General features: G+C 59.4%; 18 protein-coding genes, 1 tRNA gene and 4 pseudogenes. 10 read left to right on the forward strand and 13 right to left on the reverse strand.

The window, feature by feature from the left end; translation table 11 throughout:
- Positions 1 to 129 precede the first annotated feature (129 nt).
- Positions 130 to 1,116, reverse strand: coding sequence for an AraC-like ligand-binding domain-containing protein (locus CK489_RS03280; protein WP_158226403.1), 987 nt, complete (start codon positions 1,114 to 1,116; stop codon positions 130 to 132).
- 199 nt (positions 1,117 to 1,315) lie between these two features.
- Between CK489_RS03280 and CK489_RS03285 the strand changes: the two genes are divergently transcribed.
- The 3 genes and pseudogenes from CK489_RS03285 to CK489_RS03290 form a co-directional block, all read left to right on the forward strand.
- A complete protein-coding gene (locus CK489_RS03285) occupies positions 1,316 to 2,170 on the forward strand; it encodes a LysR family transcriptional regulator (protein ID WP_245350240.1) in 855 nt (284 codons plus the stop codon).
- A gap of 77 nt (positions 2,171 to 2,247) precedes the next feature.
- Positions 2,248 to 2,406: a hypothetical protein gene (locus CK489_RS42095; RefSeq protein ID WP_245350241.1), complete on the forward strand. Its 159-nt coding sequence runs from the start codon at positions 2,248 to 2,250 to the stop codon at positions 2,404 to 2,406.
- 70 nt (positions 2,407 to 2,476) lie between these two features.
- A pseudogene (locus CK489_RS03290) lies at positions 2,477 to 2,788 on the forward strand (Lrp/AsnC family transcriptional regulator); the annotation flags it as partial.
- Between the two features lie 132 nt (positions 2,789 to 2,920).
- Here CK489_RS03290 and CK489_RS41215 read toward each other — a convergent pair.
- The 4 genes and pseudogenes from CK489_RS41215 to CK489_RS03300 form a co-directional block, all read right to left on the reverse strand.
- Positions 2,921 to 2,997, reverse strand: a tRNA-Ala gene (locus tag CK489_RS41215).
- A pseudogene (locus tag CK489_RS03295) lies at positions 2,985 to 3,656 on the reverse strand (TenA family protein); the annotation flags it as partial. The gene CK489_RS41215 and the pseudogene CK489_RS03295, both read right to left, overlap by 13 nt.
- A 1,209-nt stretch (positions 3,657 to 4,865) precedes the next feature.
- Positions 4,866 to 5,000, reverse strand: a complete 135-nt coding sequence (locus CK489_RS42580) for a hypothetical protein (protein ID WP_283807245.1) — start codon at positions 4,998 to 5,000, stop codon at positions 4,866 to 4,868.
- A 440-nt stretch (positions 5,001 to 5,440) separates the two neighbouring features.
- Positions 5,441 to 6,544, reverse strand: a complete 1,104-nt coding sequence (locus CK489_RS03300; protein ID WP_095731300.1) for a DUF1236 domain-containing protein — start codon at positions 6,542 to 6,544, stop codon at positions 5,441 to 5,443.
- An 866-nt stretch (positions 6,545 to 7,410) separates the two neighbouring features.
- Between CK489_RS03300 and CK489_RS42100 the strand changes: the two are divergent.
- Positions 7,411 to 7,614, forward strand: a pseudogene (locus CK489_RS42100) (hypothetical protein); the annotation flags it as partial.
- 219 nt (positions 7,615 to 7,833) lie between these two features.
- On the opposite strand, the gene CK489_RS03310 reads toward CK489_RS42100, so the two are convergent.
- The 7 genes from CK489_RS03310 to CK489_RS03345 form a co-directional block, all read right to left on the reverse strand.
- The gene (locus CK489_RS03310; RefSeq protein WP_143278091.1) at positions 7,834 to 9,030 is read right to left on the reverse strand and encodes an ATP-binding protein; all 1,197 of its coding nucleotides are present in this window, start codon (positions 9,028 to 9,030) and stop codon (positions 7,834 to 7,836) included.
- A gap of 398 nt (positions 9,031 to 9,428) precedes the next feature.
- Positions 9,429 to 10,535, reverse strand: coding sequence for a hypothetical protein (locus CK489_RS03315; RefSeq protein WP_143278092.1), 1,107 nt, complete (start codon positions 10,533 to 10,535; stop codon positions 9,429 to 9,431).
- Positions 10,536 to 10,917: 382 nt separating this feature from the next.
- A complete protein-coding gene (locus CK489_RS42860; protein WP_502694099.1) occupies positions 10,918 to 11,469 on the reverse strand; it encodes a hypothetical protein in 552 nt (183 codons plus the stop codon).
- 951 nt (positions 11,470 to 12,420) lie between these two features.
- Positions 12,421 to 13,284, reverse strand: a complete 864-nt coding sequence (locus tag CK489_RS03330; protein ID WP_095731303.1) for an intradiol ring-cleavage dioxygenase — start codon at positions 13,282 to 13,284, stop codon at positions 12,421 to 12,423.
- A 428-nt stretch (positions 13,285 to 13,712) separates the two neighbouring features.
- Complete coding sequence (locus tag CK489_RS03335) at positions 13,713 to 15,293, reverse strand: 4-hydroxyphenylacetate 3-hydroxylase family protein (RefSeq protein WP_050629800.1); 1,581 nt, start codon at positions 15,291 to 15,293, stop codon at positions 13,713 to 13,715.
- Between the two features lie 21 nt (positions 15,294 to 15,314).
- Positions 15,315 to 15,719 (reverse strand): nuclear transport factor 2 family protein, encoded by a 405-nt coding sequence (locus CK489_RS03340; RefSeq protein ID WP_050629801.1) that lies wholly within the window; start codon positions 15,717 to 15,719, stop codon positions 15,315 to 15,317.
- Positions 15,716 to 16,273 carry a flavin reductase family protein gene (locus CK489_RS03345; RefSeq protein WP_050629802.1) on the reverse strand — a complete coding sequence of 186 codons (558 nt, stop codon included), beginning with the start codon at positions 16,271 to 16,273 and terminating at the stop codon, positions 15,716 to 15,718. The genes CK489_RS03340 and CK489_RS03345 overlap by 4 nt, the downstream gene beginning before the upstream one ends.
- Before the next feature lie 287 nt (positions 16,274 to 16,560).
- Here CK489_RS03345 and CK489_RS03350 point away from each other — a divergent pair, with 287 nt between their 5' ends.
- The gene (locus CK489_RS03350; RefSeq protein WP_198960819.1) at positions 16,561 to 17,475 is read left to right on the forward strand and encodes a LysR family transcriptional regulator; all 915 of its coding nucleotides are present in this window, start codon (positions 16,561 to 16,563) and stop codon (positions 17,473 to 17,475) included.
- 1,219 nt (positions 17,476 to 18,694) lie between these two features.
- Positions 18,695 to 19,291 (forward strand): annotated as a pseudogene (locus CK489_RS03355) (sigma-70 family RNA polymerase sigma factor); the annotation flags it as partial.
- A gap of 52 nt (positions 19,292 to 19,343) precedes the next feature.
- Here CK489_RS03355 and CK489_RS03360 read toward each other — a convergent pair.
- Positions 19,344 to 22,196 (reverse strand): ATP-binding protein, encoded by a 2,853-nt coding sequence (locus tag CK489_RS03360; protein WP_095731306.1) that lies wholly within the window; start codon positions 22,194 to 22,196, stop codon positions 19,344 to 19,346.
- 356 nt (positions 22,197 to 22,552) lie between these two features.
- Here CK489_RS03360 and CK489_RS03365 point away from each other — a divergent pair, with 356 nt between their 5' ends.
- The 4 genes from CK489_RS03365 (at position 22,553) to CK489_RS03380 (ending at position 26,350) form a co-directional block, all read left to right on the forward strand.
- Positions 22,553 to 22,948: a DUF302 domain-containing protein gene (locus tag CK489_RS03365; protein WP_094194125.1), complete on the forward strand. Its 396-nt coding sequence runs from the start codon at positions 22,553 to 22,555 to the stop codon at positions 22,946 to 22,948.
- Between the two features lie 88 nt (positions 22,949 to 23,036).
- Positions 23,037 to 23,750 (forward strand): response regulator transcription factor, encoded by a 714-nt coding sequence (locus CK489_RS03370; RefSeq protein ID WP_502694100.1) that lies wholly within the window; start codon positions 23,037 to 23,039, stop codon positions 23,748 to 23,750.
- Between the two features lie 58 nt (positions 23,751 to 23,808).
- On the forward strand, positions 23,809 to 24,246 hold the full coding sequence (locus tag CK489_RS03375) for a response regulator transcription factor (RefSeq protein WP_050629898.1): 438 nt from the start codon (positions 23,809 to 23,811) through the stop codon (positions 24,244 to 24,246).
- Positions 24,239 to 26,350, forward strand: a complete 2,112-nt coding sequence (locus CK489_RS03380) for a PAS domain-containing sensor histidine kinase (RefSeq protein ID WP_095731307.1) — start codon at positions 24,239 to 24,241, stop codon at positions 26,348 to 26,350. The genes CK489_RS03375 and CK489_RS03380 overlap by 8 nt, the downstream gene beginning before the upstream one ends.
- Positions 26,351 to 26,363: the final 13 nt, after the last annotated feature.

Raw genomic sequence — 26,363 nt, forward strand, 5'->3', positions numbered from 1 at the left:
CTATTTCACCGAACCAGGCGCAATAATGTCCAACGTAACGTTGCGGCATTCCACGTTCACCGAGTCGCGGACGTCCGGCACGACGACGAGTCGGCAGTCCGGCATTGCCGTTGCAGCCGGACTTCTCCTTCAGGACGTGGAGTTTCCAGATGTGAGCTGACTGCGCTTAAGGCTTCCTGCCTTCCGGAAGTCGCGCGGGAGCATACCGTACATGGCCTTGAAGCTTCGGCCGAAGTGAGTCATGTCCGAAAAGCCCCAGCCTCGCGCTATTTCGCTCACCGTCCTATGGTTTTGCAGCGGGTCTTCCAGCGCTTGTCGGCAGCGTTGGAGCCGCATGGCCAATACAAGCCGCATGATCGAGGTGCACTCCTTAGCGAGTAGGTCATTGGCGTGACGGACGCTCACTCCGGCAGCCTCGGCCACGGTCGCGGCATTGAGCTTAGGGTCGCTCAAGCGCGCTTCGATTGCTGAACGCACGCGCAATAGCGACAACGCCCACGAAGAAATGCGTGACCTTGCTGAGCCGTAGGTACCGAGCAGCGACATTGCAACTAGATCGACAATCTGATTGCTAGCGATTTCCTGTGCGGTGAACGTCAACCGATCCGAGATACTGGGCAGCATCGCCAGGAACGACGAGGTCCAACGATTTTCGGGATTGGATGGCCTCAACGCAATCGCGGTCAGATCACGGATCCTTCCCACACGGGCTTCGAGCGCGCCCCGCGCGACTTTGACAACAAGCAACTCTGAAGCCGCCGAGAATTTTGCGGCATATGGCAAGTTTGGATCAACGAGGGTTACGTCCCCCACACCAAGAATGAGTTGGCGGCCGTCCTGTTCGAGCGTGAGCAAACCGGCGGTCTGATGGCAGATAAACAAGTCGTCACTTTGCGCCTGCGCCACGTGCTTAGCCGTACGGGCTACGTCCATCGCCGAATTCTCGAACAGCACAAGTCCCGTGCCAGCCAGCATGCCGGATCGAAGTTCGGCATTGAACGTCTGTCGGCATTCAGGCGTTGAGGAATGGCCGACAAGATTGTCACAAGCGACGCTATGCCAATAGTCAAAGCGGTGCCGAGGATCAACATCCGTCGTCGAAAAGAGCTTCTTCATAAGTCGACGCCCTATTGGCCGATTCCGTTCGCCCATAGAGCCGATCCAGACTCAGCTCGATAGGATTGATTAGGAGTTTAGTTGCATTCGTTGTCGTTTCCCATTGTGATCTATTCGGAGATGATTTCAAAGGGATCGAGAAAGAATCGCTTGGATTGATTGTCATGGAGTGGACATGATGTGGCGAAGGCACCAAAACGTGCCCATCGAACTCGTTCGAACTGCCATCGCGATCGCAGAAGCCGGAAGTCTTTCCAAAGCAGGTGAACGTCTGGGACTAAGTCAGCCAGCTATAAGCTCCCAAGTAAAGCGGCTCCAGAGCTTGCTAGGCGGTGAGTTGTTTACGAAGACCGCAAGCGGAACGACGGTGACGGACTTCGGTAAGTTGGCCCTGCAACAGGCGCGCAGGATATTGGAGGCCAATGACCAATTGCTGCGCCTGAGCGGTTCCGCTGAAACCGTGGCGCCCTTGAGATTGGGTCTAAGCACGGTGTTTGTGCAAAGGTTTCTTCAAAGTCGTCCAACGGCATTTCCGGGTGACACGTTTATTCAGGCTGATCACTCCATCCAGATTGCAAAAGGTGTTTCGGCTGGCTACATCGATGTCGCCTGTTTTTACAAATACGCGGCGATCGACGAAGACATTGACCAGCTAGCAGTAAAGGAATTCAACGATCCTCTGGTGTGGATACGAGCGAGGAATTTTGTCATAAGCGCCGGCGCGCCGTTACCGATACTCGTTTGGCCAGGAGACGACTGGATGATACGAGCCCTGATCAAGCACGGGGTATCGTTTAAGATTGCATTCAAGAGCCTTGACTATCATGCCAACCTTGCAGCTGCAGAGGCGGGCATCGGCTTGACCGCTGTGCCCGAAAGCATGATCCCATCCTCTGTCATCAGAGCTAAGGAATATTATCTGCCGGCTCTTCCGACCATCAAAGCTCTATTGTGCGTACGGAACGGGCTAGACTCGAAACGGAGGGCACCGATGGTTGAACAGTTGTCGGACTTGTTCTTCGAGAGCGGGCAAAAGATGCCCGGTACGAATTGATGTCGTGTCGCGGCGCTTTACAGCGATCACTCAGCATACCGATGATGTGGTGGCCCTGCCGGGCAAAGGACGATGGCATGACGATCATTCGTCGCGCCGTTGTTAAGGATCGAGTTGTTGAACCGTGGCTGGAGCTTCTGCCGTTCTCAACCCGGCCTGAGGCCATTTTTGAAGGCTTGGTCAAAGCAAAGGCTTTCTACGGCCGCGCCTGGCAAAGCGGTGGGAGCGCGTGCTAACCGCGGTTGCCGCGATCCCTGGCCCACAGGGAGACGGATTACTATTGCGTCTCGCCCGGAAACACAGAGACTGGTCGACCAGAACAAGATCGGCCTCGGCCTGTCGGTGTTCGTGTCGGTCGAGAGCGATGATTACTCCGGGACGTGGCTGAAGAAGTTCGCAGCAGTCGTCAGCGCGATGCCCGAGGTGCTCGAGTTCTATCGCATGGCCGGCGATGTCGACTACGTGCTGCGCGTCGCCGTCGCCGACATGCACAGCTACGATCAGTTCTACAAGAGACTGATCGGTTCGATCGCGCTGAAGAATGTGGCCTCGCGATTTGCGATGGAGAAGATCAAGTCGGTGACCGCCCTGCCCGTTTCGGCGCTCGCGGTGGCCTGATCGCATTCTTCTCGTTCGATCCGCCGCTAAGGGAAGTTCAGCGAACGAGGCCGAAAGACCCCTCTCACCTGTGAGGGGGCTTACATACAGCCCATCTCAAAAGCAGACTACTTGGTATTGCGCGGCGTCCGCCTCAGCGATGGGATTTGAACCTATGTCCTTCAGGTTGCGAGCCTGATGATTGCCGAAAGGGCCATTTAACACGCTGGCCCGCGCGCCAGCCGATCTCCCAGAAGTCTGCCTCGAGTCGGGTGGCTTCCTTGAAGATCGCAATCAGCTCCGCCTCGCGGGCCGGCGTGGCGTAGAGATCGGCGAGACGTTCCATGTGCGCCCGCGCTTTTGCCGCGACCTGCTGGTACGGCGCGCCGGCGTACTCGGCGATCCAAGCGCGATAGGGGTTCGTCGCAGCGTCCGCATTGGGGCGCAAGGCGAGCCGCGTTGCGATCTCCGCGTAGCCGATCACGCAGGGGGCAAGCGCCACCTTGAGTGCCAACAGATCGCCGCGCATTCCTGCGTCGAGCACACAGCGTGTATATGCCAGCATTTCGGCCGCCGGAGGGGTCTGCTCAAGGTCGCTCAGGGATAGGCCCCAACCGGCACAGAGCTTCACATGCAGGTTCATCTCGACATCAAGGATGGCCGAAAGGCCGGCCGCTGCCTCGCGCATGTCGGCAAGTTTGAGCGACTTGTAGACTAAGAGCACGTAGGCGCGAGCAAACTCGATGAGGAACAAGTAATCCTGAACAAGACAGAGACGAAAAGCCGCTTCGGGGAGCGAGCCGTCTGCCAATCCGTTCGTGAAGGGATGCTCGGTGTAGGCCCGCCAGTCAGCGGATGCTTCTGTCTTTAAACGCTCGAAGAAACTCACGATGCTTTCGCCTGGCTTGCATTTCCATGAACGTCTTTGGCTCGCTACCGATAGCGCCTTGCGAACCCGGTGGACGCTGACTTGACAGGCAGCCGCGATCAGCCCAGCCGGGTCGGCGGCGTGGGGATCCAACGCCACGGGAGGCGCGCCAGATCTGGAAGGCGCCAAGACGGCCTTCCGGGAGGTCTGGGAGCGGTTCTATGCTGGCCTGACGCCGCACGACCTCGAGCACTGGCACCACGCCCAGGACGCGGCTAAAGGGCGTTTTGGACGAGGCAAGGATTGGGAATGAAGGTCTTTTTCAATTGCCATGATTGCGGGGCGTTATATTCGACTGTCCAGGAGCGCGACGTTGCTCCGATCAGCAAGTCAGGAAGCTTTCATTGTGAGCATTGCAAAGCGCTCGTACACCTTTGGGCTGGCATCTATGGTTACTCTGGCTGGAAATACGTAAGGCCCGATGACAAAGATGAAGGGTGACCGCCCCTACTCCGGCCCTGAGAAAGCCGCCCGCAGGATCATGGAGCACGCCCGAGCGTTCGAGCCCATACAGGATGGCCGGATCTACATCGAGAAGATCAAATGGGTAGCAAACGGGGCGAGAAGCTAAATACCTCCGCCAAGCGGACCAGATCCAGGTTGCGCGAGTTGCTTGCCAAATCAAAGCTGGCAAAGCAGGCAGCACCGAAGAAAAAACAGCCCGACCGACGACGTCAGGAGAACAACGACACAAAAAAGTAAGGCCGCCTATTGTGATTCTGTGTGGAAAAGTGGGCCATAAGTTCAACCCATCCCCAAAGAAACGGCCCCAGCGAGGGGCACGCTGAGGCCGCTGTTGTGCTCATCAGTTCAGATGCCGCCCGGCAGGGCGCAGCACCCGAACGCAAGAACAACTCGGCGCGCGCCGCGCCCGTTCCTAAAAGAAAGAAAAGGCCCCAGAGCTTGGAAGCGCCGGGGGCCAAGTTTACACTTTGCGTCCCAACGCTGTCTGGACTGCGCTGGGAGATCAGACAACCCGAGGCGTGCCGCGCCTGTTCCTGTGGTCAAAAAGAAGCGGCCCCAGCACCTCTGGGGGCCGAGAGGCCGGTGCGGGGGCCGTCACTTGATCCGCCGATCATAGTTCTTGGAGGTCGGCAGCCTCGATATTGCGCCCCTCTCTCAGCCTCCCGCAATAGCGCGCTTGCAACAGTGTCCTAGTTCCAACGCCGCTCAATCCTCGGGATGGGGTGTTGCGCCGAAGAACGCAGGGTCCTCTGCGAGGTAGTCGAACACCTCGCCGTAGCTGAGGCCGAGCTTTTCATGGATCAAAGCCCAATGGGCGCCATTCGGGAAGGTCCAGCGCATCGACCTCCTGGATGACCTCACGCACTCGCTCTTTCGACGGGTTGCCCATCCTCCCATCATCAGCGGAAAGGGCGGCTCCGTGAAGAGCCCAAAGCGAGCCTGCGGGAGTGATATCTCTATGCCGCTCTACATCAGGGCCCGCGGCCGAAATGGCTGAACACGCGATCACCCTTGGTTAGTGCTAGTGAGGGACATCCATAGCTGGTGGTCTGCAGTTCAGACCATAGGTCCTGCCGAGCATCCACCCAGAGCGAGAGAAGAGAGAAACGGAGTCATCGCCGCGCTGTTGAGCGACAAAGGCCCGCGAGGCATGCCGCTCCCAAGCACGGCCCTTCGGCGAGGGTACTTTCTCGCGGCCCCCCGCGCCTGCCAGGCTCCAGTCACATGCGAAGGGCCGCTGCGGGCGGCCCTTCCTCGTTCATCCTTTCAGGCCCGAAGGATCAGTCGATCTCTTCGATGATGCGACGCTGATGGGGTTCAACGATGTAGGTGTGACTGTCTCGGTTGATGTATCGGTACTCCCGGAGGGTCGGAGCATCGCGGTAGACCTCTTCCGGGAATGCCTCGATCTCGACATCCTCTGGCACGCGCTCTCCGGTCCGGATTTCGGTCCTAACGGTGCTGCCCGTCGTGCGACGCTCGTGCTCGACCGGACGCGCCTTAACGTGCTTGCGGATCACGTCGCGATCTCGGTCGCTGAACTTCGCCTTGCGCTCCTCGGTGCGCGCCGGCGCGGAAGCGGTCGAACGCCCGGAGTAAGGCAGGACGGTCACGATCTTGTAGCTGGACGGCTCCACGATAACGATCTCGTCCTTCACAAGGACGAAGTCGTAGCCACGATACTGTGGCAGGATTTCTACGACTTCGGCGGGCAGCGGTTGCAGGCGGACGTCGCGCGGCACGACGGTGCCCGCCGAGAGTGAGAAGTTTACGTTGGTCAGCGGCTGAACGTTCAGGTGTGAGATCGACGTGTTGATCCGGGTACGCTGCTGATCGTTGATGTTCACCGATGCGTTCACGTTGGTATTCGCCGAGCGCTCGGCCGTACTCTGCTGATTGTTCGGCTGCTGGGCCGTATTGGTCGACCCGGTACCAGTCGGTGACTGCGCCTGATTGGTTCCTGCGGCGGGCGGATTGGCGCTCTGCGTCTGGGTATTTGAAGGCGTATTGGTCTGCGCCTGGTTGGAAGGCGTCGTGGTCTGGTTGGCTGGCTGGTTGGTCTGAGCCTGGTTCGCCGAGTTGTTCGAGGCCGGGGCTTGCGTGGTATTGGTGGTCGTACCGGAACTGGACGACTGGCTTGCGGCGGGTTGACCATTCGAAGGAGGGGACTGCGTCTGCGCCGAATTCGTCGAAGGGTTGGTCTGCGAAGACGAGCTCGAAGACGGGGTTGATGGCGAAGACGAAGGCGACGTGGTCGATGTGGGATCGTGCTGATGCTGCGCCGTCGGTGCATTCGAAGTTGACGCCGGTGGAGAAGACTGTGCAAAGGCCGAGGTCGCCAGGGCGACTGCGGCGGTCGTGGCCAGGAATAAACGCTTGTTCATGTGAAAACCTCCTAATGCGATCGTTGATCAAACCCTCGACGAGACGCGCGGTTCCTCTTGGGAATTCTCGGCGAAGCCGGATTAAGCCTTCAACGGAAATAGGAGGCGTAACTGCTTTGGCGAACGAGCTAAATTCGGGAATAACAGGAACTTCACTTCGTGCTCCTCGCTTGACCGCCGAGGAGCAATTGCAGCACGCCTTTGCCGATGCCTACGCCGCTCTAAGTCAACGCTTCATTGTGGATGAAGACCGGTTCGACCGGCGCCGCAGTCGCAACTACCGGCGGGCTCGAGAAGGAGCGACCGGAAAACTAGCGAATGCCGGGACCTGCATTCCGCATGCGGGGACAGACAAGCCAATCACCTCGCTAGACAATCAAGCAGCACCGGGGGCTGACGAGCTCGGCGAAGATATAGCTCACGCTGCGTGCCCGGCGGGAGCTGCGCTGCAGCTTCCGTGAAGCGCCTCCTCGGCTAGTCTCTCTTCGAATGTCTTCGTACGTTTGGTTCGATTGCGACGCCTGATAAACATAACGCGGTCCTTCCGCTGGATGACGGCGGGAACGCGGTGACAGCGATCTCATCATTGATGGATGCCGGGGGCTGCACGGTGATGACGAAGCATACGGAGGCTCGCGCCGAATTTCTCCTACCTATGCTAATAAGCAATTGTTTTATTGCGACATACTCAAAAATCTCAAAACACTAATTTCCCGTCTAGTGATGCGGTTGAGCTGGCGGCGTGCGCGGCCGCGGATTCTCCTCGTCGTCCAGCCACCTTTTAAGCGCAGCCATCTGGTGGCAGTGATCTCAATGATGAACCCGCCCTCGACGTGGTGGCCTGGAGAGCGGTAGCTGGCGGCGCCTGCGACACCCATCAGACGGTCGCGCTCGACATCGTGCGCCGGCCGAAGTGGACGCCTATCCATGAGTTGGAGCGATAAATGCGTTTCAAGAACTGCTCGCGCCGGCCTCGGCACCCATTCAAACGGAGCCATCTCGTGGCCTTGCGGACGAACAAGATCTCAACGATGAACCCGCCCTCGACTTGGTGGCCGGGAGAGCGATGAAAGCGCTAACGCTCGTCTCGCATATATGGACTTCGCTGGGAGACGAATCTCAAGTCTTGATCCACCGCCATCGTCTGGAGCCCGTGCATATGCGGCACGTTCACCGGATTGCCCCAAAAGGTTCAAGCGATAGCACCAGTCGCAAGTATTCCGCCACAGATAGCCAAAAGGTCCCGCCTCATTGCGCTTCCTCCCTGTACGGCTATCTCAAAGCATAAATCAGGCTTCAAGCTGCTGCGCATAAGGGACAACGCCGACCCGGACCGCCGGTCCCAGAGCCTTATTGAGAGCGCTGACCATCCGCTCACGGTCTTTCGTACGCGCTTCGCGGGATGCCTCCTGCTGCGCCAGCAGTTTCGTGCGCTGCGTTGCAAGCTGTTTCACACGCGCCTCCCGTTCTTTTCGCAGATCGACTAGGGACATCAGGACGGAAATTTGCTGCGTAAGGTCACTGATGCGCTTGTCGATCGCGCTCGCGCCTTTCTGCTTTTCCTCGATTTTCTGGCGAATATCACGTGCGCGATTTTCGAATCCCGCCTTTTGGCTGGCCGCAGTGGTCTTCCTACGCTCCAATTCGGACGCGATAGACAAGTATTCTTCAAGCGCACCGCGTAGTCGATCGCCGGCCTGCCGTTCCCGCTTTCGTAGGTCCGCCAATTCATCAGCGGTGCCGGCCTGGGCGGGCCACGGCTCGAGGTCCGGCTTGCGCTCGATTATTTCGTCTAGTCGTTGGCTCCAGGTGCCAAGCTGATCAGCGGCACGACCGATCGCCTCGGCACGGACACGCGCTGCGGCAAGTTGCGGCGTAACCTCACCCAAGGCCTTGCGCTGTGCCTCGATTTCCTTGTGCACCTGACTCTGGGCTGCGCTCTGCGCCTTGACCGTCGTCAACTGCGCCTGAAGTTTCGGGAGCTCAGCAGTCTTCTCGGCAATGTCATCGATCTCCGCCAGTAGCGTTCGGATCTCTGACGTAGCCGACCGGATTCGTGCCGCGCCCGTACTCTCAGCAAGCCGTTGCGCCTCGGGCGCGAGGAAGCCATCCACCAGACGCAGGCGCGATTGCGCTTGGAGGCCGATGGTCTCGATCTCAGCCTGCGAAAATACGAAGGGGCTCGAGAATTCGTCAGAAGCATCGGGTTCGATATCTTGGGCCGTTCGGGAAACCTCTACGCGGTATTTGCCATCTGTCAGCACAATCGAGACACGTCCGTCGCCCAGAACACCCAAGGCGTGCTCTGCCGCCTCCTGCTCCCCAGGGTCGGTGTACGAACTCGCGCCCAGGCAGAAGCGCAACAGCTCGATAACCGAGCTCTTGCCGGTTCCACGTCCGCCAATAAGTACGTTCAGCTTCGGATCAAATTGCTGATCGAAGCCATTGAGGATACCACCCTCAATCCGCACCGATTCAATCCACACGAAATGTCCCTTCTTGCCTTAAGGGGCCTGACTGCCAAAGCCACGAGTCGAGTCGTCGCTGCAAAATCCTACCTCGATAGGCGGCCACATTGGAATGGCCAGAAATCCCCGTATTTTCATCTACATGCTAACTCCGACCCCGGATAGCCAACGCCAATTGCCTCCCTGCGAGTTGCGCAGCGCGTTGTCAATCGGCGCGCAAGCGTGTCTTGGCCTCCGACCTCGCGTTGGTCAGTTTTGTCTCGTCTACCCGTTTATCGACGGGCCAGGCGGTCCATCATTCATCTATAGGATCGAACATAACAAGTACGAATGTGCGCGCTTGCACATGCCTGCTGCGACCACGCTCTTGGTTTTCCGATTGGCCGCACGAAAAAACGCGACGCAAGACCCGTCGTCTAGCGCGCCGCCTCTATCGAGAGGGCCATCTCGTCGACGGTGCTCTTGAAGCGCGCCGGATCGTGTAGGGCGGCCTTCACTTCTTCCGCCCATTCCGATCTCGTCGACATCCACTCGACCATCTTGTCGGCATTGATTCCGCGGTTGCGGACAAGATAGAGCGACGAGATCTTAGCCGGCACCGACTCGCGCACAAAGTTGGCGCTCTCTGGATGGATCATTGAGAACACGCGCCAAGCCCGGGAAACGGCAATCAGTTGCCCATCTCCCGCGAGCTTGGACAACATCTCGAGAATGGGCCCCGACGGCGTGATGTGCATCTCGGAACCTTTGCCGAGGACGGCCTCCGCCACACGCATAGCCTGCTCGACTCCGGTTGCGGAGAGCGCCACGGCGAGCGCTTCGATCGCCTCGTCGCCTCCGACGCCAGCGAAATACTGCGCGCGGTCGGTGAACCCTCTGGCCGCGTGCGCGGCGACCTCGTCCTTGTCCGCAGGCAAAACCCGCAGGATGCCGTCTTCGTATTCGAATATGCCGGCCGCTACGAGGGAGGCCAAATCCTTCTCGAACCGAGGATGCTCCGCATCGACGCCGAAAAGACTTGCCGTGTCGCCGGAAACGACGAGCGCTAAGGTGTCCGGTTCGAGCTGCGGGATCAGTCTCTTGCTGCCTTTTCCTCCGAGCAAGAGAGAGACGACCATCGATTCCCGCAACCGCTGTCCCGGACCGGAGCCAGGCCGAAGCAGAGCTGACTTGCTTCGGTGAATGACGGACGACGAGAACACGTAGGGCACGACGGCGCGATAGTAGTTGTGCGAGAGTCCTTCGCCGTCCACTGTCTCCTGATTCCTCTCATCCAACCAAAACAATACGGGTATCCAGCATGGCTGGGGCAGAAACGCGATCAGCCTGCGGCGAAATGCGCCGGGATCGACGGGTCGATCCGTCCCTGCCAACGATCTGCCGAGGTCGTGCCAATCTCGAAAGCCGCCTGCGATCGCGGCGGCTTGCTGGCAGCGATTAAGAGGGAAAATGATCCCGCTGTCGTCAAACAACGATTTGAGCTTCTTGGAAAAATTCTTCGCGCCTTCGAGCGTCGAGAACATGCGAGCGTCCTTCATCTCGGCCGGGTCAAGACGCGCTGCTCGTCTCATCGGCCGAATGATGGGAATCGGTCGCGAGAGCTAGGAGAAGGAGTAGTCGTTGGACCAAAAGTCCTTTGCCAAGGCAGCGGCCTAGCCGACGAAGGCGGCATAGCCCGAATCTAGATCCGTTCGTCGATCTTTTCAAGAATTAGAAGTGAACTGTCCCGCGATCTTTGCTCGTCCGGAGTCCTGTCCCGAGGAAGCTTCCGAGGTTCGTCTCACCGGGACAGTATTTCGTTTCAGCAATCCGATAAGGCTCCGCTTAGAGATTGACAACGCTGCTTGTCGGGTAATGGTTTTGCGCCGCCTCTAGACTGGACGACCGCCTTCGAACCGTTTGCATTCAAGCGTTCGAAACCGAACCTTGTCGAGACGTATTACGCCAAAAGAGTCCGTCCAAACTCTTCGCCATTGTTTCCGTTCCTACTACGCCTTTCGAATTTCCTTTTAGCAGCAGATGCGGTTCGGCAGGCTTGATCCGATCGTGGCAGAGATCATCGAAGCGCGTGCAGGAACCATGGCTGACAATGATAGCAATAAGCGGCGTCGGCTCGTCGAACTCAAGGATGGCTGTCGCTATGGCAAATTCGGAAGGACGACGGCTTATGAGCTGATCGCCCGCGACAAGATCAAGGCTTACAAGATGGGAGGCAAGACCATGATCGACCTCGACAGCGTAGATGAATATCACGCCTCGCTGCCAAGGGTAGAAACGAGAGTAAGTTAGCCACCGGTCTGCGCAGCGGTGCATCGTCGCGAGCCATCGAGCGATCAGATCAATGCGGTGTGGGACGCAGGCGGTCGGCCTAATAGGTTGCACAATATAGATGCCGCGGATCTTGTTCTTCTGGCGCTGCGAAGCTGCCGCCGCACCACCTCTTACCATCATCGACAATTCTTCTCCGGGTCGTGGGTGAGTTGGGCTTCCACCGCATCATCGTCAATCGCGTCCTCTTCCGTGAGGAGCGTCTCATCGGCCATGCGGAAGACTGTGCGCCGTGGCGCCAGAAACGCTGCCCATGACCTGCACGGCATTGTTCAATGTGTTCGGCACTCAATGATCGTCGAGTAGATCGAAGATCAGCGCGCTAGATCACCCCGCTCGGCGCGGGTCTCGCGCCAGACCGCCAACCAACCTCCCGAAATCGTCCAGCACGAGGGGAGTGTCTCGCTCGGCATCGTGGGCGCAATGGGAGGAGTGGTAAGCAGGACAGGCCCCCCAATGACCTTGCGAAAGAATAGTTAGGTCGATCCACTAGGATCTTGAGCCAAGGTTCGATTCCGGTCGGGGCGATCACGCAGATGGAAGCATGGCGCGTGCCTGCTGCGGAGATCCTGCCGGATTATTTTTTTGCCAGCTAGTTGCGTAGTCCACCTGTCGGTATTTCTGTCGGTATCGGCAGCGATATGAGATAAAAAGTACTTTTACTTTAAGTACTTACGCGGTTAGGCGACTGCCGGCCAGGGGCACCAACCAGGCTGTTCGCGCCCGTTCTTCCCAGACGTCCGCGGCCGTCCGCGAAGCGCTCGAATCCCTTGAAAAATAGGCATTCCGCATAGGTCGGTGTTCGTCACCGCTTGTTCTCGTGCAGTCGCAGCCGGCCGGTAAGGCAGCGATCCGAGCACCGAGAAGCAGTTCGATAAGCACAGGCAGGCGGCCGCTCGGCTTTTCGGGCAATGGGCCGGTGAATGGCTCGCAAAGGGGAAAGTCAAAAGGGGCAGGATCGTCGCGGTGCGCAACCGCAACCATCGAGGTGCTCGAGCTTCGCTTCCTGACTGAGGGAAGGTGAACGAGGTGATCGCTGGTGCCCAATCCGGTGCGCATCGACTGATCGAAAGTCGAGCCTCATGATAAGTGCAAGCCGAAGTCGTAGTGCAGATGGAAAAAGGGCGAGTTCTGGATAAGGCCGTCCGGCGCCTGCCCTGCCGGCATCTCGATAAATTCGCGCACCAGGCTGTCCTTGACGCCGAAGACGACGTCGGTGTCGAGATACTTGTCGCCTTCCGCGAATACGTGCGTCACCAGCTTTCGATAGCCAGGCGCCGAAATCATGAAGTGGATGTGCGCCGGTCGCCACGGATGCCGTCCCTGCTTCTCCAGCATGGCTCCGACAGGACCGTCGTGAGGAATGGGATATGCCGCCGGCCTAATACTCCAGAAACTGAACTTGCCATCTCCGTCCGTCGAGAACCGGGCCCTCATGGCCAAGCCACCAGTCTCCTCGAATTGCTGGACGTCGTAGTAGCCATCGCCGTCCGAATGCCAGACATCGACGACGGCGCCCCTAATCGGCGTGCCGTCTGGAGCATTGACTGTTCCCGTGACGATGAGCGGGTCACCTACGAGACCGCCAGAGATATTTTCCCCGGACCCTTTCTCGGGTGGTCCCTCCACGTAGAAGGGTCCAAGCACTGTCGACTCCGTGACCCCCTGGGCTGCTCCGTGATTAATCGCATCCACGAGCATTGAGACGCCGAGCGTATCCGACAGAAGCACGAACTCTTGGCGTGTGTTCGTGCACATCTTTCCTGTATCGGTCAGGAACGCGATCCCCCGCTCCCATTCCTCGATGGTCGGCCGCACCTCCCTCACGAATGCATGGAGATGCCGGACCAACGCGGCGCTGACCTCAGCCGCTCGCCTGTCGCTTGCACCTGAAAGACGGTCGATGACCGCGTCAGTGATCGTGATCTCGTCAAAGTTTCGCATAGTTCCCCGTCCAATTCATCTTTGATGAAGTCACGTCAAATCCTGTAATCGTCCACCCGGATTGTCTTCGCCGGACGACCGCCACACGCCGCGCGCAGTATCTCGCGGATCGACGAGTGGTCGAAGGGGCGCGGATTCGCTTGTCGGAGTGTGCAGGACGGCGCCCGAATAGACGTCGCTGCAGGAGCGACCGAGATGGTCGCGCAGCATTTCGCCTTCACGCCGCCGGGCTGGACTGCAAACCACGAATGCCCGCCTTCGATCCAGCCGTTCAACCTCGCTGCCAATCGACACGATTGTCCGCGAACCAAACATCACACGTGTCGGCACGACAGAAAACGTGAAGCGTGGCACGATTCACCTTCGAAAGGCACTGAAGGGACCGCGAAAGCCCACTGTGGCTTCCGCGATCTTGGGTGACGCTTCGCCTAACCGGCCGCGTCGTTCATGTAGGACTTCTTAACATCCTGGGCTTTCGCGTAGTCAGGCTGGAAGCGGACGCTGGCGTAGTGGGACTTCTGCTCGGCTTCCTGCGCACGCTTCCCTAGCTCCGCTGTGTCGCCAAAGCCGAGCACCTGCCGCGCCAGCTCGGTCAGCGGTCCATCGACCTGATACTCGGTGCGCTGCATCGTCAGCAAGTTGATGAGATAGAGAGGCGTGCCGTTGAACTTTTCGAACATCTCGTGGCGGTTGCCCCATTCGCTCAGGAATCGCTCGCTGATCTGGCGGAAGATCTTGATGCGGTCGTAGGCGCTGATCTCCGCGCCGCGGAGGGCCTCGGCGAGCTTCGGACCGATGTATGGATCTTCCATCTCGCGCTTCGACGGTTGGATAACGACACCGCGACCGCAGAAGTCGATCAGCGTGTTCACCATCTTGGCCTGGTTCTCGAGGTAGTAGGCGCGGCCGAAGTCGATGTAGATATTGTTCGGCTTGAACAATCCACCGGGGGTCGCGAATCCGGTCTCTTCAGCGGCGATCATGAAGGCCCGGCAGGTCTCGCGGAAGCGAATGAGCTCAGCGAGCTGCGCCGCGACGACCGGGTTGGTGCTGGTGCCCAGCGATTGAGTCAAGAGCAGAGCGAGACCGACCATCAGCTCGGCATGGACACAATGACGGATCTGGGTCTCGAGATGCACCCAGTCGAATTGCCGTTGCGGATACCATTTCGCGTGGTCAGGATTGCCAACGTGCTGCACCCGGTCCCACGGAATGAGGACGTCGTCGAAGTAGACCATCGCGTCGAGTTCGTCACCGATCGTGGCCAACGGGCGATCGTACGGATCTGCGTCCGGCTGCGCGTTCGACTTGCGGGCCACGACCGAAATGCCTTTGGTAGCGATCGGCACGAGCGCGTAGACAGTCTGCTCCGCGGTCTGGCCGGGGCGCCACAAGTTTCCAATAAGAAGATGATTGACGAAAGGAACGGACGTACCGATCGCCTTCCAGCCGCGGACAAGGATGCCGTCGTCGCGTTCTTCGATGATCTTCAGCATCGGCGTCTCGGCCATCGCATTGTCACGGCCGCGATCGAACTGGACATCGAGGAACATCGGCGAGATAGCCAGATCCTGAGCCGTGACCTCTTCCCACTGACGCTGAATATTTCCGGAGAGATCGCGCTTCTTGCCGCTGAAGCGCGAGTTCTCCGACCAAGGCCTCTGGTCGTCCACCTGGGTGAACATAACCACATTCATGCCGGCCGGCGGCCGTGTGAAGATGCCGCCCTTGAAGTGACGGCAAAGGAAGTCGCAGTACTGGCGGCGTTTGACCACATCTTCCTTTGATCGCGGAAGGAACCAGTGCATCGACTGGCGCTTGCCGTCCTCATCGATGAAAGTCGCAATGTCTTGATGCTTCGGGTCGAGATGAAGATCGTAGTATTCGGCGATGGCATTCGCATACCCCTTCGTCATGGGATGCGTGGTCACGTCCTCGATCAGCTCACCACCGACGTAGACGCGACGGCCGTCTCGTAGAGACTGAAGATACTCGGCACCGGTTCTCATAGCTCACTCCTTGTCATGTTTTTAGGAAACTTGCCGCTGGAACGTCGCTGCGTCCCAGTAATCTTCGCTGTGGCGTATCCGGCCGTCCGCGACTTGGACCAACTGGACGCCGCGCAACGAAATGACCTTCGCCTCAGTCGTGCCGCTCTTCCGCGGCGCGGTCGCATGCATGACGTAGGCGACGGCAACTACTCCATCGCCTCCTACAATCATGGACTTCACCTCCCAGCGGACGTCAGGAAGCCAGCTGAACAGCTTCTGCATGCCCACCGCGATCTCAGCGGAGCCCTGCTTTGTCTTGAGTTGCGCGACTTCGTCGTGCGACGCATCATCGCAATAGAGCGCGAGGATCGCGCGGTGATCGCGCCTCCCGTAGGCATCGTAGAGCGCGGTAACGACTTCCTTTGGGGTTGATGCTGACATCATGCGCGCGCCTCCAGATCGACGCCATACATGTAGCGTCCCTGTCCGTAGAGTAACGGCGGACCGGCGGCCGGTGCGTGAATGCTCTCGATCACGGCGATGGCGATGCGATGGCTTCCGACCAAGAGTTGCTCGACCGTCCGACATTCGAACACAACCGACGCCTCGCGTAGCCGCGGAAGTCCTTTTCCGCCGGAAACGTCGGTCGATAGCAGGACGTGTTCGTCAATGAATTTGTCGACGCTAGGACGCGAGCAGAGCTCCGAAAGGTGAAGCTGATCCTGCGTGAGGAGGTTCACCGCGAAGCCCCCGCCTTCTCGTACGTGCGCGGCGGTCACGGTCTTGCTGTTCAGGCAGATCAGTATCGTCGGCGGCTCGGTGCAGACTGAAGTAAACGAACTGATCGTCATGCCCCAGGGTCTATCGCCATGCCAAGTTGTCACGACGCTCACGCTTCCGACGAAATGCCGCATCGCCGCCCGGAATGCCGCCGCATCCGCAGTCGTCAGCGAGGGCAGAACTCCGCGATCGTTTCCAATTCCCGAGTTGTTCTTCATGGTAAGCCTCGTAGCGACTTATTCGTGTCACAGAGGCTAAGTGGCGCGCCTGGCCGACGTCTAATCGATAATAAATATTCCAGCTATCCGCCGGATCGATCCATCCGCCTCATGCGCCGTTCAGGGGACGTTGGAAGCCAAGAGCCCAGCACATCGCACGGCAACATCTCGCAACCGCAACATGAGAGATTCCGCCGATCGAAATACGCAAAGGACGAGCTCATTCCGATAGTGCATGGCGAGGCAAATTGTTACGGTCCGAGGTCGCATGCATCGGGAGACCTGGGGTGAACCTCCGAAGTATTGACCTCAACTTACTCGTGATACTCGACGCGCTCCTTACCGAGCGCAACGTAAGTCGGGCTGGCGAGCGCATCGGTCTCAGCCAATCGGCGATGAGCGCGGCTCTCGCGCGACTCCGCGAAGTCTTCCACGACCCATTGCTGGTGCGCGTTGGACGCGATCTGGCTCTCACACGAAATGCGGAGGACCTCATCGTCCCGCTGAAGGAATCGCTTAGCAAGGTCGAACAGCTGCTGCTGCGTCGTCCTGGATTTGACCCGGCGAACGATGCGCGGACGTTCTCGATCAGTGCGTCCGACTATGCGGGGCTGGTCCTGCTCACGCCGCTCGTGAGGATTATCTCCAACGAGGCTCCAAACGTGACAATTCATCTACTGCCTCGTGCTCGCGACGCCGCGCGCGTGCTGCAGACGAACCAGGCGGACATTGTCATCGAGCCGATCGAACTCTTCGGACCGAACGACTATCCGTCAGCGTCGCTGCTAAGCGATCGATGGCTCTGCGCCGTCGATGCAAATCACCCCGACGTCACCGGCGATACGTTGACCGAGACGCAGTTTCTCGAACTTCCGCATCTCGTCTACGGCATCGGAGACGATCGGCAGCTGAACCTCGCCGACCAACATCTTGCCAATGCCGGCGTGCAACGGCGCATAGAGGTGACCGTCGAAAGCTTTCTGTTGAACCCGTTTCTTATCAAGGGGACGCGGCTCGTCAGCCTCGTGCTGGAACGGGCGGCCAGGAGACTGATTGGCACGATCGACATCAAGCTACTGGAGTCCCCAATATCTGTTCCGGACATCCACGAGGCCATGTACTGGCACCCACGCCATACGACCGATCCAGGACACAAGTGGCTCAGAGAGAAGCTGCTCAACGTCGCGCAGCAACTGGATTGAGGCTCATCCGCGCTCACATCCCGCATGGCGAATGATCTCGCACGAGGTGCGCTCGGAGGGCGGTCGCATTTTATGTGATTTCAACGGGTTGCGGAGGTAAATGCCGGGCTTGGGTGCATGTCCGGCGTCAAGGCGGAACTAGTGTGCCGGCCTGGGCGCCAGCTCTTTCTTCCAACTGTGTGAAGCAGGTAACAGCCGCTTGGCACAGGCGGTGCTAGATTGTCGTTGCTGGGGATTTCAGGGCCCAGAGGCTGGAAGAACAGGGCGCCGCCGGGACAAACCATTTCGGGCCTGGCGGCGTACTTTTGAGATTTGCCGACCGAGCGCGTGAGGCGTCGCCAGGATGAATGGCAATAAAATCGCTACCAAGACCGTATTGATCGCGCTGGTCATCGGCATTGCCGTATGGGCCACGATTGGCGCTCCCCAGCCAGGCACAAACTCGAACGTTCACCTCGCCAGCAGGCGATGAGCCCGGCGGCACAGGCCATGCAGCTGGATTGACGCCGGGAATTCTAGTGTCCCGGTCCAGGAAGGAAACGCCGCCGGGCCTGTATTTGTGAGACCGGTGAAGACGACGATCAGGGATCGGGCCCGCTCCGCCGGCGCAAGATCATCCATGTCGGACATGGATGCGTTCTATGCACCGGTCGAGCCGCGGGATAATCCGGACCTGCGCGGGAGTGCGAGCGCCGACGGGCGTGAGGCAACTACCAATACCGACATTCGGTTCGGGTCGCGATCTGACCGACGACTTCTTCCTTTCTCAAACGACTGGCGAAAGGGCAAATCGCCGTCGTTCCCTCAGGTCAAAGCGGAAATGCTATCGCGTCATCCTACCTTCGGACTAATTCACCTAGACGAGGAGACTAGGGATAGGACCCCCGCGTAGGATAGTGCGTGCGCGGTCATGAGACGCACTCTTCCGCCATCTCGTCGGAACTGGACGGAGGTGACGATGTCGATCATCGAGGGACGCCAGGAAGCGGAGAACCCGGCTCGATTGCGCCGCCGGCCCCGGACAGTTCCGCCGGCCGGGCCTGCGCCGATTCTCACCACCGCGCCCTTGCCGAGCCGCGTCGACAACGCCTCTCGCCCTCGAAGCGGAGGGACCGATGCGATCAGCCGAGAGCATCTCGCCTACGCCGTCTACCCGGCAGCAGAGCCGCCGTGTCTTTCGCGACCTGCCTCGTGCGAACGGAAGCAGGCCCCCCGCTTTGCGCAGGAAGACGTCTCTGACGAGATGTTGCTGAGGAACGTCGCGGAAGGCGACAAGGCGGCGATGCATATCATGTTCGCCCGCCATCGCGGAAAAGTATCGCACATGATCCGGGGCCTGGTCCGCAACCCCTCCGTTATCGAAGACCTCGTCAGCCAGGTCTTCCTCGATGTTTGGCGTTCTGCGAACAGGTTTGAGAGTCGCGCGCGGGTTTCGACGTGGCTGCTCTCGATCGCCCGCTTCAAGGCCATCAACTCGCGGCGCGAGCGTACCCATGAGACGATCGATCGAAGCGGCGTGCTTGACTTCGCAGACACCGGCGACACGCCCGAAGCGGCGCTCGACCGCAAGGAAACCAGCGGCATCCTGTACGCATGCCTGGACAAGCTGTCGCCGGCGCATCGCGAAATCATCGAGCTGTTTTACTATCGCGAGAAGTCGGTCGCCGAGCTCAGCACGATTGTCGGCATCCCGCAGGCCACCGCCAAGAGCCGGATCTTCTACGCCCGCAAACAGCTTGCCAAGATCCTTGTCGATGCCGGGTTCGAGGCAAAACGGTACCGCGACCCGGACACGGTAAATCGTAGTTTGGCGTAGAGAAGATGGTTCTGCGAGCACTCGGACCGACGCCTGGCGTTTAGTCGCGCGTTCAAACCAGCGATGCCAGCATCGCCTTGGCGCGCACGAGATCCGGTGTGTCCAAGCCTTCCCTGAAGCGGGCATAAACCGGTGCAAGTACCTGCCGTGCCTCTGTTAGTCTCTGCTGGTCACCCCTGAGCCGAGCCATGCTCAAGGCTGCTCGCAACTCCCATGACAGGGCACCTTGCCTGCCCGCGAGATCCAACGCCCGTTCGAAACAGCTCGAAGCGTCCGCTGGATCTCCGCCATGCTTGAGAAGCAATTCGCCTTGTACGCGGTGCAATTCAGGAACGCACCATTGCTCTTTTCCTTCACCGACGGCGGCGAATCCCCGCGTGATCGCGACCGTCGCTTCCGTTGTGCGGCCAAGCTCGGATAGCCCCAGCGCGAGCGAGCTGAAAAATTCCGGATGCGAGATCCGCCAACCGCCTCGATCGCAAGCGTCCAGTGTGGAACCGAGCAGATCTACGCCCTCGTCATAGGCACCACGCGCGATCAACAGCTTGCCCCGCAGACAGCCGGCAACTGTCCCCCAGATTCCCGACGGCAGCCCTGTCGCTGGATCGGTCAGCATTGATATCGTATGCTCCGCCGCGTCAAAATCGGCAGTCATCAGCGCCACGGGAAATGCGCCATAGTAGATCACCCAGCACAACGAAAACGGGTCGCCCATACCTTTGACAATCTCGATGCCGGCGCGAGCCTCCTGGATCGCCCGATCCACGGCGCCTCGCAACCACAGCACTCGAGCCAACATTCCACGCGCCATGGCATGGTTGTCGTAGCGGAAAAGAAGCGGCCCGCGCTGGTCGAGCGGTTTACTGGCTCTTTCCAACACACGTTCCAGACGCATCTGGGCGTACGACAATTTTCCCGCGAACAATAGCGCGTTCCCGAGCAGCCGTTGGCCAATCTGCTGAGCCGCTGCATCGCCCATGGCCGAAGCACTTCTGATGAAACGGCGGATGCTCGATCGCGCAGCATCGCTCTCACCGTTGATGAACTGCATAGCGATTAGCGCGCCGAGCGCCCGAAGCTCGATGTCTTTGCTGCTTGCCTTCTGTGCAAGCGCCAGCGCGGTGCTCAGCACGAATTGCGTTCGCTCGATCGGACCCATCGTGAACACCAAGGCGAAGCCGAGGGCGCTGTACAGATCCATCAGAATCTTTTCGCCGGGTGCATCGCCAGGACTAGTACGGCTCAATGCATATTCGCAGCGCTCGCGGCATTCGTGCAGAAGGTGCGCATGCAGCCAAACCGGTGCATAGGCAGCCGTCAGGCGCACACCCAGCCCGACGTCTCCATCCTGGGAGAAGCACCAATCGAGCGCCGCGCGGACGTCATCGAGCTCATGATAGTACGGAATGACATCCTGGATGCCGGGGGTTGTGCGCGAGCCGATGGCGACGCCAGCCAGATGGGCTCGAAGAAAATTTGCATGGCGTCGCGCGATCTCCGAGGCCTCTCCGCTCTCGATCAGCTTCTCCCGCGCGTAGACGCGGATTGTCTCCAGCAATCGCCACCTATCTTTTGACCCCGAGGTGTCATGACTGACGAGCGACTTGACCACCAGGTTGGCAAGTCCATCAGCAGTCGCGATATCGCTGTTCGCTTCTTCGCTCGCCACACGCAGTGCCGCCTCAAGGGTAAAGCCACCAGCAAAGACAGATAAGCGGCGCAAGAGCGACCGTTCGCCGTCTGTCAGGAGGCGATAGCTCCAGTCCAGCGTCGCCCGAAGAGTCTGGTTACGCGGGAGCGCAGTTCGCCGACCTCCCGTCAAGACCGAGAAGCGATCGTCCAACCGGGCGGCGACCTGCTCGAGACCGAGCGTTGCAACACGGGCAGCGGCAAACTCGATTGCGAGCGGAATGCCGTCAAGCCTCCGGCAGATCGCGGCTACTGCGCGAAGCTGGTCGCCATGCGGGGAGAAATCCTGTTGATGCGCACGGACGCGTGCGAGTAGAAGCTGCGCTGCGCTGTGAGCAAGAACACTGGCAGCTTCGCCTTGATAGTCGGGTGGAACATCGAGCGGCGGCACGCGATAAACGCATTCCCCGTCAATCCGCAACACCTCACGGCTGGTGGCAAGGATCGACAAATGAGGACATTTGCTGATCAAGGTCTCAGAAAATTCGGCTGTGGCGTCGATAACATGTTCACAATTGTCGAGTACGAGGAGCATCCGGCTCGATCCGATCGCCCTCGCAACGGCTTCCGACGTGACACTTCGGCCGCCTAGTTTCAACCCGAGGCTACTCGCGACCGTCGATGGCACCAAGCCGGAGTCGGAAATGGACGCCAGTTCGACGAGCATGCCGTCGCCTTGAAAACTTGCGAACAGGTTTCGGGCGACTTCCAGCGCCAGCGCCGTCTTGCCGATTCCGGCCGGCCCTGTGAGGGTCACCGTTCGGTAAGATGAGAGGAGTTCCAACAATTCCGCCAGGGCAGCGGATCGGCCGATCAGCGTGCTCGCAGCTGCAGGAAAATTCGTCAGAAAACTCGAAGCCGAACCAAGTGGAATGTGGTCTGCCGCGCTCGACTGCCGTTGGCTCCAGTCTCCGAGCAGGAGATAGCCGCGGCCCGCGACGGTTTTCAATAACTCACGGTCGTCACCCAAAGCCCTGCGAACGGCCGATATTTGCGCCTGCAGCGTGTTTTCTTCGACCGCCGCTCCCGGCCATACGCGCCCCATCAAGTCGTACTTGTCGACAACTTCGCCGGCTAGTTGCACAAGAACCTCGACGACCTCGAAGGCGCGGCTGCCAAGGGCCCTTGGAAGGCCACGGAAGCGCAGTTCGCGCCGAACGAGATCGATTTCCCACTCTCCTGACTTGTAAACCGACGGTCGCACTTGCGCTGGCATCTTTGCAACCCATTGTGACGCCGGGACTATTTAGAACAATCGATCCACGTATGGAACCGGCTAGCCGGTTCCCCTTTTCAGAACTTTTCAGAACTGCATCAAGGTGTCGATGCAATGCAAGGGATACGCTCTGTCCGTCGATCATCTTTTAGAGATCGAAGAGATCGAGATGCCTGATCAGCTGGGATTTCACCTACACCCCGTATCGTGGCGGCACTTCACGGCATCATCGACCTGTTCGGTTGGCGCCGTTGTGTTCGACCTGACGGCAGCCTCAAGAATTGCCAGGGATGGAACTGGCAGGGGTCGCCGCTTTTCCGTTGATCTCGCTGATATGGTTACGGGGAGTGCCCACAATGGCGGCCGACGGACTGACCACGCTGCGCAGCAACTTCGGGCCGGAAGACACCATGAATCGACTCGAAGCGGAGGTGCGCGCCAAGGGCATGACAGTGTTTGCCCATATCGATCACGCGGCCGGCGCGGCTGGCCTGTCGTTGCGGCCGACGGATCTTCTAATCTTCGGCGCGGCCAAAGTTGGGACGCCGCTGATGGACGCGGTGCAGACGATCGGCATCGATCTGCCTTTGAAAGCGTTGGTCTGGCAAGACGAAAAAGGCACGACATGGCTGTCGTACAACGATCCGTCCTATATCGCACAGCGCCATGGCCTCAGCGAGCAGGTCGACGGCCCCATTACGACGATGACTGCGGCACTCAACGCAGTCGCGGCCAAGGCGACGACGCCTTGAAGCTGCAATGCATCCTATTGGGGGAGCGAGATGCAGCACGCGTCCCCACATTGCAGCTCGAGGAAGTCCGAAGCGACCGGGAGGCTGCATGATGATCGGAACAGCAGCATTCGTCACGTCACGCGCCTTGCCACCCTTACCGCGCTTCCCCATGAATACGACTGCCGACAAGAAGGACCAACCGCTCGTCGTGATCGTGGACGATGACGAGGAGATCCGTTCCGCGCTTCGAGAACTCCTGCTGTCCGTTGGAATCGAGGCCTGTTGCTTTGGATCGACTTACGACCTTTTGAACGCCGACCTCCCCGAGCGACCAGGCTGTCTCATCCTCGACGTTCGCATGCCAGGAGCAAGCGGCCTGGACCTGCAGCAGCATCTCGTTTCGAACGGTAATGCCAGGCCAATTATCTTCCTCACCGGGCATGGCGACATCCCGATGTCTGTGCAAGCAATCAAAGCCGGAGCCGTCGATTTCCTTACCAAGCCTGTAAGAGATCAGACGCTGCTCGACGCAGTCGCGGCTGGAATCGAAAAGGATATCTCGCAAAGAAACACGGCCCGGCTCGTGAAGCAACATACCGACCGTTACGCGACGTTGACGCCGCGCGAGCGCGACGTTTTGCGCGCAGTAGCCAAGGGTCGTCTGAACAAGCAGATCGCGTTCGAGCTCGGCATCAGCGAGGTCACCGTAAAGCTGCACCGCGGCAACGTGTCCAGGAAGATGCAGGCAACCTCGGCCAGCCAGCTCATTCGCATCTGGGAATTGTTGCCTGCGAAGGTCCGAGAGGAAAAATCACCCTAGACCGAAGGATAGTTACGTTCCCGCCAGCATTGGGCCAGAGCTAGTGGCCGTATGGGCCATGCTAGCGAAGGTCATAGGTTTGTCCAAGGCGCCCGTAGTCGCAATCGTAGATGACGATGAAGCCGTGCGAGAGGCCCTTTCCGATCTCCTTCTGGTGCAGGATGTGTCATGTCGCGCGTTCGATCGAGCAGAGGCCTTCATGGCGGAATACGTCCCGGGCAGGTTCGATTGCCTGATAACCGATGTCAGCATGCCGGGCCGTAGCGGCATCGACCTATTGCAGGGGTTAAAGAGCATCGGCTCGTCGATCCCGGTCATCGTCGTCACTGCCGATACGAGCAAGGTGTCTCGGTCTCGCGCGATGAAGGGCGGCGCACACGCCTATCTGGCAAAACCAATCAGCAGCGAAGCTCTCCTTCGCCACCTGCGGTCGGCCCTGAACCAAGCGCGCCCTGCCCCGGGCGGCGACGGACAAGGAACGAATTCCGATGGTTAGCCTGCCCGATCAGGCCACGACGGATGGCGAGCATCCCTTCGCGTCACCGTCCGGATTACAGCTGTCGGACTTCGCTTCTGAAAGCGTGATCGTGCGCAACGCGCAGGGGATCATTCGGTATTGGAACGCTGCTTCCGAAGCGCTTTATGGATGGCCGGCCATGGCCATGATCGGGCGGAGTTATGATGCGTTCTGTGAAGACCATGCCGGGCACATCGCTACGCTGCTGCGGGAGGGTCGATGGGAGGGCGTGGTTCATCGCCGCAGTCTGGCCGGGGCCAGAGTGACGGTGGCTGTACGGCAAATCGCCCGACGCGACTCGAATGGCGCTGTTTTCGATCTGGTTGAATTCGGGCGAAATGCAGGAGGACTTGCCGAGGCGGAAACGCTGCGTCTGGACGCCGAACTGCAAGCCGGCCTCACCGCCTGTTGGGAACTCGACACCTCTCCAGCCCGACGCGTGCTCGATGCAATCGCAGAACTAAGACGTCGTGGAACAAGTATCGATCTCGATCAGCACCCGGAGTGGGTCGAGGAGTTGCTGAGCGCAACTCGAATCCTGGCCGTGAACGATCGCGCGGTGCGCATGTTCGGAATGCACGCCGGTCACGAGCAGATGATCGGTCATCGCGTCGGCGCGTTCTGGCCAGCGGAGAGTCGTGCCGTGCTCGCCACCTTGCTCGAAAGCGTGGCAAGCGATCGCTCGCGTCTGGAGACGCGCAAGATGGTGCTGAGCGGATCCGTACGCGATCCCGTCATCAGGGCATGGCACGCGGCAGAGCCAAAGTCTTTGGGCTCGGTGTTTGTGACAATTAATGGCGCGCCAAGCGACGATCGCAGCTCCTGGGAACTGCAGGCCAGCGAAGAGAGATATCGCAAGCTGATCCAATATCTACCGACCGCTCTCTGGCAAGTCGATTCGCGTCGGGCGGACGAGGTTTTTGACCAATTGAAGGCTAACGGCGTCCGCGACATTGCAACCTATCTTGAGGAGAATCCGGAACTGGTCGAGCACGCGAAGGATGTCGTCCACGTCACCGAAGTGAATCGAGACGCAGTATCACTGTTTCGCGCCAACAACGGCGCCGATCTCGTCCAGCCTGTGCGCTACCTTTTTGCCGCCGCCCCGGGGCTCGCGAACCGGGTCATGGTTGCCCATTTCGAACGTCGACGAAACTTCATCGAGCAAACCAAGATTCTCGCCTTCGATGGCACGGTTATCGACGTCTTGTTTACCGTCACCTATCCGGTGCCGCCCGAGCAGCTGGATACAACTTTCATCACCATTCAGGACATCAGTGAACGGCTGAATACAGAACGGCAACTGCGAAAATTGCAGGCCGACTTCACGCATGCCGGACGCATCGCAACCCTGGGCGAGCTGGCGACCTCGATCGCCCATGAGATCAACCAGCCGCTCACGGCAATCGTGACCAACGGCGAGACGAGCCTGCGATGGCTGGCGCGCGCGGACCAGAACATCGAAAAGGTGACGCAGCTGACGTCCAGAATCGTATCTAACGCCCGTCGCGCCGCCGAGATCATCCAGCGGATCCGGGATATGGCCATGAAACAGGAACCGCAGAAGCGCCTGATCGACCTCAATGAGGTCGTCGAAGAAGCCCTCCTGTTCAGTCGCCACGATATCGAGTCGAGGTCGATCGCCTTGTCGGCAACATTTGGCTCCGGGCTTCCCCCCGTGATGGGCGATCGCATTCAATTGCAGCAGGTGATCATCAACCTGCTCGTCAATAGTGCCCAGGCGATCGCGCAGTCGGGCCAGCCAATTCCGCGGATCGAGATTCAGACTTCGATCGATGACGACGCTTCGGCCGTCTTCTCCATCTCCGACAATGGGCCGGGTATCGCAGCTGCGAATCTCGATCGCATCTTCGACCGCTTCTTCAGCACAAAAGATTCGGGCATCGGTATTGGGCTCGCAATCTGCCAATCGATCATTGCGGCCCATGGCGGCAGCATTTCGGGTTCAAATCGTTCCAGCGGCGGCGCTTACTTTCGCTTCACACTCCCGGTGCCGGAGGAGCATGGCGACCCGTCCAATGTTGCCAGCATCATCCAGCGGTCCCATCCGCCGATTCAATGAGCGTCGACCTAGC

Origin of the sequence: Bradyrhizobium sp. UFLA03-84 (genome assembly GCF_002289535.1) — a bacterium.
Taxonomy (GTDB): domain Bacteria; phylum Pseudomonadota; class Alphaproteobacteria; order Rhizobiales; family Xanthobacteraceae; genus Bradyrhizobium; species Bradyrhizobium viridifuturi.